Source organism: Janthinobacterium sp. BJB401 (assembly GCF_013372745.1).
In the GTDB taxonomy this organism is placed as follows: domain Bacteria; phylum Pseudomonadota; class Gammaproteobacteria; order Burkholderiales; family Burkholderiaceae_D; genus Janthinobacterium; species Janthinobacterium rivuli.
In genome coordinates this window covers 20,423-33,434 of record NZ_JABXFH010000026.1, presented here as the reverse complement: position 1 = coordinate 33,434, position 13,012 = coordinate 20,423, and the positions used below count along the sequence as shown (strand labels likewise).

At 64.1% G+C, this 13,012-nt stretch carries 7 protein-coding genes; 2 read left to right on the top strand and 5 right to left on the bottom strand.

Going from position 1 to position 13,012, the window contains the following annotated elements:
• Positions 1 to 214: 214 nt before the first annotated feature.
• The gene (locus HWE17_RS17280) at positions 215 to 1,156 is read left to right on the top strand and encodes a bestrophin family protein (RefSeq protein WP_176389569.1); all 942 of its coding nucleotides are present in this window, start codon (positions 215 to 217) and stop codon (positions 1,154 to 1,156) included.
• 65 nt (positions 1,157 to 1,221) lie between these two features.
• Positions 1,222 to 1,422 carry a heavy-metal-associated domain-containing protein gene (locus HWE17_RS17275; protein ID WP_034750458.1) on the top strand — a complete coding sequence of 67 codons (201 nt, stop codon included), beginning with the start codon at positions 1,222 to 1,224 and terminating at the stop codon, positions 1,420 to 1,422.
• Positions 1,423 to 1,469: 47 nt separating this feature from the next.
• Here the strand turns inward: HWE17_RS17275 and HWE17_RS17270 are convergent, their stop codons facing one another.
• The 5 genes from HWE17_RS17270 to HWE17_RS17250 form a co-directional block, all read right to left on the bottom strand.
• Positions 1,470 to 2,192 (bottom strand): glutathione S-transferase, encoded by a 723-nt coding sequence (locus tag HWE17_RS17270; RefSeq protein ID WP_176389568.1) that lies wholly within the window; start codon positions 2,190 to 2,192, stop codon positions 1,470 to 1,472.
• Positions 2,193 to 2,213: 21 nt separating this feature from the next.
• Positions 2,214 to 2,633 (bottom strand): Cu(I)-responsive transcriptional regulator, encoded by a 420-nt coding sequence (gene cueR / locus HWE17_RS17265; protein WP_035821007.1) that lies wholly within the window; start codon positions 2,631 to 2,633, stop codon positions 2,214 to 2,216.
• Between the two features lies 1 nt (position 2,634).
• Positions 2,635 to 5,067, bottom strand: a complete 2,433-nt coding sequence (locus HWE17_RS17260; RefSeq protein WP_176389567.1) for a heavy metal translocating P-type ATPase — start codon at positions 5,065 to 5,067, stop codon at positions 2,635 to 2,637.
• A 103-nt stretch (positions 5,068 to 5,170) separates the two neighbouring features.
• Positions 5,171 to 5,926, bottom strand: coding sequence for a FecR domain-containing protein (locus HWE17_RS17255; protein ID WP_255206285.1), 756 nt, complete (start codon positions 5,924 to 5,926; stop codon positions 5,171 to 5,173).
• A complete protein-coding gene (locus HWE17_RS17250; RefSeq protein ID WP_176389566.1) occupies positions 5,895 to 13,007 on the bottom strand; it encodes a YDG domain-containing protein in 7,113 nt (2,370 codons plus the stop codon). Before HWE17_RS17250 ends, HWE17_RS17255 begins: the two co-directional genes overlap by 32 nt.
• Positions 13,008 to 13,012 lie beyond the last annotated feature (5 nt).

The window sequence follows — 13,012 nt, the reverse complement described above, 5'->3', positions numbered from 1 at the left end:
TGAATGATGCCCATTATCACTGTGAATTGGCTGGAAACGGGTCAGCGGCCTATACTCAAGCCGTCTCCCCTACACTGCTTCCCATGCACACCCAGCTCAGCCCGCATACCTCGCGGGCTTTTTGTTCCCGGCCATTGCCACTCCGCCTTACCCCTTTTAACGATCACCGGGCGCGCCGTTCCCCGCCGGCCCAGCTCCCCACAGGGAGCACCGCATGATCGTGCGCGAGCGTCCTTCGGCGCTGCGCTTGTTCCTCGTGGTGCGCGGTTCCGTCCTGCCGCGCATCCGCACCACGCTCATCGTCAATACCCTGATCGCCACCCTCGTCACCTGGTGCCACGGCACCCTGTTCGACCACAAGGTGATCCTCACGACCATCCCGTTCACCCTGATCGGCTTGCCGCTGGCCATCTTCCTGGGCTTTCGCAACACGGCCGCCTACGACCGCTACTGGGAAGCGCGCAAGCTGTGGGGCGAACTGGTCTTGCGCAGCCGGAATTTCTCGCGCCAGTGCCAGACGATGATACGCAGCGACACGCCGGCCCACGCCAGGCTGGGCCTGGAAGACGTGCGCGTGCGCATGATTTATCGCACCATCGCCTTTTGCCACGCCCTGCGCCACCAGCTGCGCGACACGCGCGGGCCGGCCGATTTACAGCCGCTGCTGCGTCCGGCCGAATGGGACGCGGCCTGCAAGGCATCGAATCCGTCCGACTACCTGATGCTGCAGATGGGCCACGACCTGGCCGACTGCGTCCGGCAAGGCCGCATCGACAGCATCCTGGCCACGCAGATCGATAACACGGTCTCGGCCATGGTGGGCGCGGGCGCTTCGTGCGAACGCATCCGCAGCACGCCGATTCCGTTTTCGTATTCGCTGCTGCTGCACCGCACGGCCTATCTGTACTGTTTCCTGCTGCCTTTCGGCCTCGTCGATTCGCTCGGTTTCATGACGCCCTTCGTCGTCGCCATCGTCGCCTACACCTTCTTTGGCCTCGATGCGCTGGGCGACGAGATCGAGGAACCGTTCGGCGAAGACGCCAACGATCTGCCGCTGTCGGCCATGTGCCGCGCCATCGAAATCAGCTTGCGCGAATCCGTGCAGGACGAGAACGTGCCGCCGCCCATGCAGGCTGACGATTTTCTGCTGCACTAAGCTTGACCTTACCATTGGGGTAAGGCTTACAGTGGACACACTTAACCATTCAAGGAGTGCTTGCCATGTACCAGTTACAAGTTGAAAACATGAGCTGCGGCCATTGCGTCGGCTCGGTCACGAAAGCGGTGCAAGCCATCGATCCGCAAGCCCAGGTGCAGATCGACCTGGCCAGCAAGCGCGTCACGGTGGAATCACCGGCCGAACTGGGCGCCATCAGCGCCGCCATCGTGGAGGCGGGATTTCCCGTTACCAGCGCGCAATAACAGCAGTCGCTTCGACAAGACAGCCGGCCCTTGCGCCGGCTGTTTTTTTATCCATCCAGTTCGGGATAATGGCGGAAGATGCCCTCCTCGTTGAAGGGTATCCTGCGCTTTGACTTCAGGTAGCGGGCGATGTTCGGCCGCGCCGCCACCATATCGTGCAGCGCAAACAAGACTGGATACTGCGGCGCCAGACGCGCCATGGCTTGCGGAAACGCATACTGCAGGCCGGCCAGCATCTGGAACAGCGACAGGTCGCCATACGTGAGTCTGGCCCCCACCAGATACTGGCCGCGGCTGTTCAGCAACACTTGCGTGAAATAATCGAGAAACTTGGGTAAACGAGTTTGGCGGAAATCCGCGCTGCGCAGCGTGGCCACCTGTTTTTGCTCTTCGTAATACTGATTCATCGACAGCGGATGGTGCGTGTCGTGCACTTCCGTCAGCCAGTCGGCCATCGTCAATTGCAGCTGGTTCAGCCACAAACGGCCGCTTTCCGCACGTGGCGCCAGGCCCAGGCGCCGGCCCAGATACAACAGGATATTCGTCGTCTGGCCGATCAGCACGTCGCCCTCGCGCAGCACAGGAGGAGCGTAGGCGGCCTGTGGCGTGCTGCCGCCATCGAGGCAGGCCAGCATCGCGGGAACGCCTTGCCCCTTGCGCTCAGGCAAGCGGGCGACGTCGCGGTAGTCGGCGCCCGCCTCTTCCAGGGCCAGACGGATGAATTCGCCGCGCCCCTGTATCGCGGGCCAATAGTACAGTTCATACGCCATAGGCACCTCCGTTGACTTACATCAAGGGCAACATGCTTTCGCTTCCTTGTCACCGGCCAGCCCCAGGCTTTGCAGGATGGGGCAATCGGGCTTGTCGTCGCCATGGCACGATTGCGCCAGGTGCGCCAGGGTATCGCGCATTTCCGTCAGTTCGGCGATGCGTTGATTCAAATCGGCGACATGGGCCAGCGCGATGCCTTTCACGTCCGCGCTGGCGCGCTGGTCGTTTTGCCACAGCGACAGCAGCTCGCGGATCTGCTCCAGCGAAAAGCCCAGCCCCCGCCCGCGCTTGATGAAACGCAGGGCGTGCAAGTCGTTCGGCGTGTAGATGCGGTAACCGGCGTCGCTACGCGCGCTGGGTTTTAACAATGAAATACTCTCGTAGTAGCGTATCATTTTTGCCGATACGCCCGTCTCGCTTGCCGCCTGGCCGATATTCATCCTATGACTCCTTGGTATGCGCGCTGCGGGCTTTCCAGCGGCGCAGCAACAGGGCATTACTGATCACGCTGACCGAACTGAAGGCCATCGCCGCGCCCGCCACCATGGGGTTGAGCAGGCCGAAGGCGGCCAAGGGAATGCCGATCAGGTTATAAATGAATGCCCAGAACAGATTCTGCCGTATCTTGCTGTAGGTGCGGCGCGAGATATCGATGGCGTCCGCCACCAGGGCCGGATCGCCGCGCATCAGGGTGATGCCGGCCGCATGCATGGCCACATCCGTGCCCGTCGACATGGCGATGCCCACGTCGGCGGCCGCCAGCGCGGGCGCATCGTTGATGCCGTCGCCCACCATGGCCACTTTCGCGCCCTCGCCTTTCAGCGCGACAATTTTAGCGGTTTTATCGGCCGGCAGCATTTTCGCCGCCACCGTGTCGATGCCCAGCAGCTTGCCGACGGCGTCCGCGCTGCCCTGGTTGTCGCCGGTCAACATCACCGTCTGGATGCCGAGGCTGTGCAAGTGGGCAATGGCCGCCTGCGCGTTCGGCTTGACCTGGTCGGAAAAGGCGAACAAGCCCAGCAGTTCCGATCCCGAAGCCAGCCACGAAATCGTGTTGCCCGTGTTTTCCAGCGACAAGGCCTGTGCCGCCAGCGGCGTCATGTCCACGTGCAACTCCTGCATCAGGCGCGTGCTGCCCAGTTTCAATTCCAGGCCATCGACCTGGGCTGCCAGGCCGCGGCCCGGCAAGGCAGACAGAGCCGTGGCGGGCAAGGGCTCGATGTGGCGCGCGCCAGCCGCATCGAGCACGGCCGTCGCCAGGCTGTGTTCACTGCCACGCTGGATGCTGGCCGCCAGTTGCAACAGGCGGGCATCGTCGATGCCATGCGCATGCAGGGCCGCCAGGGCAGGCTTGCCAATGGTCAAGGTGCCCGTCTTGTCGAACACGACGGTATTGACGGCGTGCGCCACTTCCAGCGCTTCCGCATCCTTGATCAAAATGCCATAACGGGCAGCCACGCCCGTGCCGGCCATGATGGCCGTCGGCGTGGCCAGGCCCAGCGCGCAGGGGCAGGCGATGACCAGCACGGCCACGGCATTGATGATGGCGTTCTCCAGCTCGCCAGTGGCGAACCACCAGCCCAGCATGGTCAGCAGCGCCAGCACCAGCACCACGGGAACAAAGATCGCGCTGACCTTGTCGACCAGGTGCTGGATCGGCGCCTTGGCCGCCTGCGCATCTTCCACCAGACGGATGATGCGCGACAAGGTCGTCTCGCCGCCCACGGCTTGCGTGCGCACCAGCAACAAGCCGTCGGCATTGATGGCGCCGCCCGTGACCTTGTCGCCCGGATGCTTATCGACCGGCAAGCTTTCGCCCGTGATCAAGGACTCATTGATCTGGCTGGCGCCTTCCACCACCACGCCATCGACGGCCACCCGCTCGCCGGGACGAATGACCACCAGGTCGCCCACTTTTACCTGCTCCACGGGCAAGTCGATTTCGACGCCGTCGCGGCGCACGCGGGCTGATTCCGGACGCAAGACTTGCAGCGCGCGGATGGCCGAGGCCGTCTGGCGCTTGGCGCGGCTTTCCAGCCATTTTCCCAGCAGCACCAGGGTGATGACGACGGCCGACGCCTCGAAATACAAGTGCGGCAGCATTTCGCCCGCCGTCAGCCATTGGTAGACGGACAAGCCATACGCGGCGCTCGTGCCCAGCGCCACCAGCAAGTCCATATTGCCGCTGCCGGCGCGGGCCGCCTTCCAGCCTGCCTTGTAGAAACGCGCGCCAAAGTAAAACTGCACGGGTGTCGCCAGCGCGAATTGCAGCCAGCCGGGCAGCATCAGATGGATGCCGGCCCACTCGAGCAGCATCGGCAGCATCAAGGGGAAGGCCAGCACGGCCGCGAACGCCACTTTCATGCCGTCGCGGTTCGGTGCGGCAGCGGGCGCGCTGGACTGGCTGGCGGCGGGCAGTTTGGCTACATAGCCGGCCTTGTCGATGGCGGCGATCAGGGTGCCCGCTTCCAAGCCGCCCGTCACCTTGATGCGCGCGCTTTCCGTGGCCAGGTTGACGCTGGCGCCCAGCACACCGGGCACTTTCAGCAAGGCTTTTTCCACCCGGCCTACGCAAGAGGCACACGTCATGCCGGCGATGTTCAGGTCGATCTCGCGCTGCGCCACCGTGTAGCCGGCCTTTTCCACGGCCGCCTGCAAGGTGGCCAGGGGAATCGGCGTATCGGATGTGATTTTGGCCACTTCCGTGGCCAGGTTGACGCTGGCCTGGGTCACGCCGGGCACGGCGGCCAGGGCCTTTTCCACGCGGCCCACGCACGAGCCACAAGTCATGCCTTCGATGGCCAGCGCCTGCGCATGCGCGGCGGCGGGAGGGGGCGGACTGGAATTGGCGGGAGCGAGTGTACTCTGGTTCATGGCAGATCCTGTACGAAAGATTAACGAATAGGGTCAGGATCTGCTATCCCATGATGGGAAGGTCAAGCCCTATTTGCACGGTGTGCAGAGCTTGCTTGAAGACTTAGCGCACCACGCAGTCGATGGCGGCCGCCTTGGTGCCGCCGGCAGGGGCGCCGCCGCTTGAGGGCGATGGCAAAAAGGCCGGCGGCAGCGTGAACGGCAGGCCTGGATTGACGGGCAACAACACAGGCGGCTGCCTGAAGTTGGGTGTAAAGCCAAACTGGCCCGGAGCAAAGCTTTGCGCGCCAGCCGGATTGCTCACCTGAATCAGGCCGTCAAGCACGTGCACATACAGGCCCGGAGCCAGGCCTGGTCCTGCCGATGGCGCCGCCGTTGGCAACGGCATTGCCGAGGGAGCGACATAGCTGGCAATAAACGTCGTGCCGCGGATGCCAATGGTGGCGGCCGGCGTTTTCATCTCGAAGCGCTCCTTGTTGCGCTTGCCCAGCAGGCCCGTGACGGAGCGCAAGCCTCCCTTGAGCAAGCTGAAGATGGCATGGTCGCCATCGGGCTGCTCGGCCGTGTAGCTGAATTGCTCGATCACGAAACTGGTATTCGGCTTCAGCGTGATTTCGCTATTGTCGATCAGCTTGATCAAGGCATAAGTCTCCTTTTCCGTCAGCAAGGTATCGCCCTGCTCGACCTCGGACTTGATGGCCAGGATTTTCACCTTGCCGTCCATCTTCTTGGCCATCAGCGGACCACTCAGTTGCATGACGGTGCCGGCCACCTGTCCGGCCCAGGCGTGCGCACCCACGCACGTCAGGGCCAGCCACAGCAAGGCCTTAATTGCAGTACATTTTTTTAGCGGCATCATCGAGTTTGTATCCTGTGGGTTTATCTTTGGCTTCGGCAACATCCTTGCTGTCTTTCTTCTTGTCGTCCGGCTTGGCTTGCGGCGCGGACACGAGCGTATCGTTGGCACGATCGGCCTGCTTGATGATGCGCAAGGCATCATCGATGGCCGCGCTCGTGGCGGCGTCGATCACGGGCTTGTCGATGGTGGTCGCTGACAGGAAGATGGCGTCCGCCATGCTCACCGTGCCATTCGGCGCCAGCAGGGTCACGCCGCTGCGCTGGCGGTTGATGCGCACGCCCGCGTCGCCTGTGATGCTGCCCGTTTTCGCCAGCATGCTCATGCTGGCCGCTGCCGGCAAGGTGACGCTGGCAGTGTCCGCAAAACGCACATTCGCGCCCGCGCTGGCGCTGACATTGCCGCCGCCAGCGATCTGCGCATTGCCGCCGACATTGATGTCGCGGCCCGCCGTCATGCTGACATTGCGCACCGCCGCCAGTTGCGCGCCATCACCCAGCACCACATCCGTGCTGGCATCGAGCGCAATATCGTTGCCCGCGATCCTGCCGTTGACGATGACGGGGCTGTGCGCCGTCACGCTGACGTTGCCGCCATTCGCATTGATATTGCCCGCCGTGACGCCGCCCGTGTTGTCGATGGCGATATTGCCCGCGCCGGTGGTGAGCGTTCCCAGGGTCAGGGTGCCCGGCGCCGAGGTATTGTTCAGCGCAATGCCGCCCCCTGCACTATTGCTGGCGGTAAAACTGCCTACCTGGTTGCCCGCATGGCCCAGCACGATGCCATCGCGCGCCTGCGCAGTGACGCTGCTGGCGAGCAGCGCGCCGTCCTGGCCGATGGCGCCGTTCAGGGCGCTCAGTTTCACTTCGTTCGCCGCCAGGCTGGCGAAGCGCAAATCACCAGCCGCTTGCGTGATGGCCAGCTGGCCCGCCAGGCGGATGGCGCCGGCCGCCTGATTGAAACTGTTAGCGACGAGCAAGTTGCCATTGCCGCTCAGCAGGCCGCCGCCTTGCGCGTAGCGGTCCGCCGACAGGCTGCCGTTCAGCAACAAGCTGCCGCCGCTGATTTCCAGGCCGGCCAGGCCGCCCAGCACGGAGAGGTCCAGCGCGCTTTCCCCCAAGGTCAGGCTGCCGCCCGTCAACAGCAAGCCCGTCGCCGAATTCAGGTTTTTCAGGATGGTGCTGCCGGCCGCCGCGCTGTAGGTAACGATGCCCTTGCTGTTGCTAAAGTCGACGGCCAGCACGTTCGCGCCTTCCGGCACGACACCGCCGTCCCAGTTGGCCGCATCGCTCCACAAGCCGCTGCCGCTGCCGACCCAGGTCGACAATTGCTTTTGCGCAATCGATGCCTGCGCCGTGCCGCCCGTCGTTTCCAGGGTGTAATTGCCCGCATCGGCGCCCGCCAGACGGAAGCCGCTGGCCGTCACCAGTTTTGCGGCACCCGCATTCTTGTCGGCAAAGCTGCCGCTGCCGCCAACCACACTGACCACATCCTGGCCCAGTACGCCGCTCGCCGTGGCGCTGACTGCCGCATTCGTGCTGCCGTCATACACCTTGCCGGAGGCGCTCAGACCAACCAGGGTCAGGCTGGCGGGCGTAATGCTGGCCAGCAAGCCCGTCGGCAGGACGATAAAGTAATTGTCCGCATCGGCGCCCGTCAGCGCCGCGCCAGCGAGCTGCACGGCCTTGCCTACGCCCACGTTCTTGTCCGCAAAGTTGGCCACTGCCGAGGCCACTAAACTGTCGCCGGCGACACGGTCATCGCCCAGACTCAGCTGCGCGCCAGTCGTGCCATCGTAGACCTTGTTGCCGACCACGCCGGACAGGTTCAGCGCACGCGCGCCGATATCGGCCGTGGTATTGCCCGCATTTCTATTGAGCACGTAGTTACCCGCGTCGTCGCCGCTCACACCCACGTTCGTCACATGTACTGCCTTGCCCACACCCGCTTTTTTGTTGCCAAACGCGGCATTGCCCGCCAGCGTGAGGACGTCGCCCTGGATACGGTCGTCGCCAAAGTTCACTTGCGCGCCCGTCGTGCCGTCATAGGTCTTGTTGACGCCATTAAAACTCACGTTCAGGGTGCGCGCCGCGATGTCGGCCGTGGTGCTGCCGGCGTTGGTGACCAGCACATAGTTGCCTGCATCGTCGCCACCCAGCGCCACGTTCGTCACCGTGACCGCCTTGCCGCTACCCGCATTCTTGTTGCCAAACGCGGCATTGCCCGCCACCGTCAAGACGTCGCCCTGGATGCGGTCGTCGCCAAAGGTCACTTGTGCGCCCGTCGTGCCGTCATAGGTCTTGTTGACGCCATTAAAACTCACGGTCAGGGTGCGCGCCGTGATGTCGGCCGTGGTGCTGCCGGCGTTGGTGCCCAGCACATAGTTGCCTGCGTCGTCGCCGCTCACACCCACGTTCGTCACCGTGACCGCCTTGCCGCTACCCGTGTTCTTGTTGCCAAACGCGGCATTGCCCGCCACGCTCAAGGCGTCGCCCTGGATGCGGTCGTCGCCAAAGTTGACCTGTGCGTCCGTCGTGCCGTCGTAGGTCTTGTTGACGCCATTAAAACTCACGTTCAGGGTGCGCGCCACGATGTCGGCCGTGGTGATGCCTGCATTGCTGACCAGCACATAGTTGCCTGCATCGTCGCCGCTCACACCCACGTTCGTCACCGTGACCGCCTTGCCGTTACCCGCATTCTTGTTGCCAAACGCGGCATTGCCCGCCACGCTCAAGGCGTCGCCCTGGATGCGGTCGTCGCCAAAGTTGACCTGTGCGCCCGTCGTGCCGTCGTAGGTCTTGTTGACACCATTAAAACTCACGTTCAGGGTGCGCGCCGCGATGTCGGCCGTGGTATTGCCCGCATTTCTATTGAGCACGTAGTTGCCCGCGTCGTCGCCGCTCACACCCACGTTCGTCACATGTACTGCCTTGCCCACACCCGCTTTTTTGTTGCCAAACACGGCATTGCCCGCCACCGTCAAGGCGTCACCCTGGATGCGGTCGTCGCCAAAGTTCACTTGCGCGTCCGTCGTGCCGTCGTAGGTCTTGTTGACGCCATTGAAACTCACGTTCAGGGTGCGCGCCGTGATGTCGGCCGTGGTGCTGCCCGCATTTCCATTGAGAACATAGTTACCCGCATCGGCGCCCGTCAGCTGGCCGGTCGCCACCTGGTAATCAACCGTTTTGTCAGTGCCGACATGCTTGTCGCGGAAGCTGCCCTGCAAGCCGGCCATGCCGACCTGGTCGCCCGAAACCATGCCTTCGAAGTAGCCATTCAGGCCAGCTTGCACGGTGCCGTCGTAGACGCGGCTTTGCGCGCCCGTGACGCTATAGTTCAGCACGCGCGCCGTGATGGCCGCCGTGCCGTCCGCCGTCGTCGCGGCCAGGCTGTAGTTACCCAGCTCATTGTCGCCAAGAGCCAGGCCGCTGGCGTGCACCGCCTTGCTGCCGCCCGCATTCTTGTCGAGGAAGGCGGCGCTGCCGCTGATGCTGATGTTGTCGCCCGCCACCACATTGCCCAGCACGAAATTGACGCCGTCGTAGCCCAGGGTGCCGTCATAGATCTTGCCATTGCCGCCGATGCTCACCGTCAGCGCGCGCGGCGTGATGGCGAAGGTCGTCGTGCCGCCCATCGTGATGTCGTACTTGGTCGACCACAGGCCCGTCGCCGCATAGCTGCCCACGTTGCGCGCGTTGCCGTAGCCGAGGCTGCCATTCACGCCAGTGTCGCCATCGAGCAATCCCACATAGCCGATCGCGCCGAGGAAGGCGGCCAGCTGGCCATCGTAGACCTTGCCCGCGGCATTGCCAGAAAGATTCACTTGCAGCGGCTTGAGAAAAGCCTTCAGCATCGGCGTCGTGTAGCCTTCGTAGATACGCCAGGTGCTGCCGAAATTGTAGTCGTTGAAACTGCCCTGCTGCTGCATCTGCGCCGTGCTGCGTCCGCTGGAACCACCGCCATCCATCTGCACCAGCGACGTTTCATAATTGAAAAAACCATAGCTGAACGGGGAACCGGAGGCCACGCGGCCGGCTACCGCGCCCACGGCCGCATAGCCGTTGCCAGTCACGGCGCCGCTGCTGAAGACATGGCTGACGCTGCCCGTGCTTTCGCCGACCAGCCCGCCCATGTTTTCCCAGGCCAGGATGGGATCGGCAACGCCGGCCCGGCCCACGGCGCCGCTGGCATATGCATCATCGATGCTGCCGCCGTTCAGACCCACCAGGCCGCCGATGCTGCGCGCGCCAGTGACATTGCCGGTGGCATAAGACTGGCTCAGCGCGCCCTGGTTGTTGCCGACCAGGCCGCCGATCATCTCGCGCGCGCCCGTCACCACGCCGGTGGCGTACGAGGTCGTGATGCTGGCGCTGGATGCATTCCATCCCGCCAGGCCGCCGATGGCGCCGCCGCCATCGGCATTGACGCCAGTGACGGCGCCGCTGCTGCTGGACATGGTGATGGCGCCGCCGTTGCTGCCCACCAGGCCGCCGACATTGCGCTGGCCGCTGACGGAAGTGCTGCTGTTCACGCCGTCGATGCTGCCGCTGACGACCTCGCCCGCCAGCGCACCCACGTTGGCCGTACCGGTGACGCTGCCGCCGCTCAGGGTCAGGTTGCGCAAGGTGCCGCCCTGGACGGTGCCAAACAGGCCTGCCGCCGAACCGGACCGTCCGCTGCGGTCGATTTTCAAATTGCTGAGAGTAAATCCGCCGCCATCGAACACACCGGAAAAACCGCCGCCGCTGCCGGCGATCGGCACAAAACCCTGGCCATCGTTCCAGTTCGCGGTGCCGCTGGCGTCGATGTTGCCGGCCAGGCGATAGCTGTTGCCGAAGCCAAGGCTGCCGATGCCTTGCAAGCCATGGATATCGGCGATCAGATAGGGCGAGGACGCGCCGCCATCGCCGCCGACCGCACGCAGGAAGCTGGCGCCGCTGCCGATGGCAAAGCTTCTGGCGCTGAACCCTGGCAGGACGGCCGCGTTTTGCACCCAGTTGCCGCCGTCGAGCACAAAGCTGCCGTCCACCGTCACGGCGCTCGTGGCCGTGATGGCGGAACCTGAATTGAGGTGCAGATCGCCGGTTCTCGCGAGCGCATCCGATATCCGCATGCCGCCCGTGTTCGTGCCGTCGCCGATGGTCAGCGATGCGGCCGAGATGCCAGCCAGTTCAATCGCGTCCAAGCTGAGGGCCGAGCCCGATTTGGTGCCCAGGTCGATGCTGCGCGCACTGCTCAAAGGTTTGATGATCACGTTCGCGCCGCCGGCCGTGCCGCCGAAGTTGAGCGTGCCGTTAATGCCGATATTGTCTGCCTGCAGGATCACCGTCTGGCCGGCAATGCCGCTGCCCTGCAACTGATCTCCGCTACCGGTCAGGTCGATAGCACCGCCCTGGAAATTGCTGATCAGGCTCAGATGGCCGCTGCCGACATTGACCACGCCGGCGCCACTCACGCCAGCGCCCGACAGATAAACGCTACCGCCATTGCTGGTGATCGGCGCGGCCAGATTCACATGCGAGCCAACAGCGCCAACGCTGCCGCTGCTGGCATCATTGGCCAACAATCTGACGGCTCCGCCATTGGTGCTGATGGATGCGTTGACATTGATCGTTTCGCCCGCCTGCGCCGTCAGGCCCACGCCTTGCTGCATGATATTGATGGCGCTGTTGAAATTGATGCGATGCGTTGCCTGCAAGGTGACGTTGCTGCTGGCGCCAGAAATGAGGTCGGCGCCGATGCTGGCGTTGCCAGTCGATGGCGCATCGGCGAACTGGTCGACGTCGCCCAGTTGGCCGTCCGAACCGGCGATCACGGTGATATCGTAAGGATCGAGCAGCCAGTTGCCGCGCTTGCCATGCGCCGCGCTGGTATTGACGCGGATGCCGTCGACGGCCAGGTAATGGCCCGAGGTTTCCACGAAGCCGCCGTCGCCACCCTGCGCGCCGCCGCGTGCGGAAATGCTGCCGTGCACCTGCGCCGATTCATTGCCCCAGGCGATGACCTTGCCACCGTTGCCGCTGACGATCGCATCAGCATGGATGCTGGCGTCCTTGCCAACGAGCACTTGCCGCGCATTCTGCACGGCCGCGTTCTTGCCCTGGTAGTCGCCGCCCAGCAAGACCGTGCCGCCGCCCGCCGCGCCGCTGGCGTCGACCTTCGCATTGCCCAGCAAACCCACCTTCTCGCCCAGCACTTGGATGTCGCCGCCCTTATCGGTCGCGCCCGTGGCGCTGGTGACGCTGCCCGCTTCGAGCAGCGCCTTGCCGCTGGCCTTGAGGACGATCCTGCCATTGTCGCCGACGATGGCGCTGTTGGCGTTGAGCACGCCGCGCTGGCTGAGCAGTGCGCCGGCCATGCCGATGCTGCCGCCCTGGGCGATGATCTGGCCCAGGTTCAGGGCCTGGTCGGTCGGCGCCGAGACGAGCACGCGCAATTGCGGATTGCCGGGGTCGGCCAGCTGCACGCTGCGCCCGGCTGCCAGGATTACTTCACCGTTCGGCGCCGTGATGATGCCCGTGTTTTCCACGTTCGGCGCGATCAGGAGCACTTGCCCGCCCTTGCCCGCATTGATGGTGCCCGCATTGCCGACGCCGCCGGCCACGCCGCCGGCCGTGAACTGGCGCTTGCCAGCCAGGAAATCCTCGTTCGTCATGCCCAGGCTGGACGCCACCAGCCCGTTCACATCGACGCGCGCGCCCTGGCCGAAGACGATGCCGTTCGGGTTGATCAGGAAGACCTTGCCGTTCGATTCCAGGCTGCCCAGGATCTTGCTGGGGTCGTGTCCCGTGATGCGGTTGAGTACGGCGCTATTGCCGCTTTGCTGGATGAAGCGCGTGATTTCGCCCGCATGGATGGAAAAGCTCTGCCAGTTGATGATGGTGTTGGGCGTGTTCGTGATCGAAAAGATGTTGCCCTGCTGGTTGAACGTCGCCTGTCCGTTGACCACCTGCGGCAAGGCGGGGTTGGCCTGCGCCGCGCCAAAGCAGCCGGCCAGCAGCAGCGCCAGCGCCGTGCGGCGCAAGGGTGGTGCAAACGGTGGCGTCAGGATGAAAACGGAGGCGTGTTGAACGTGGTTGTGCATGGTGT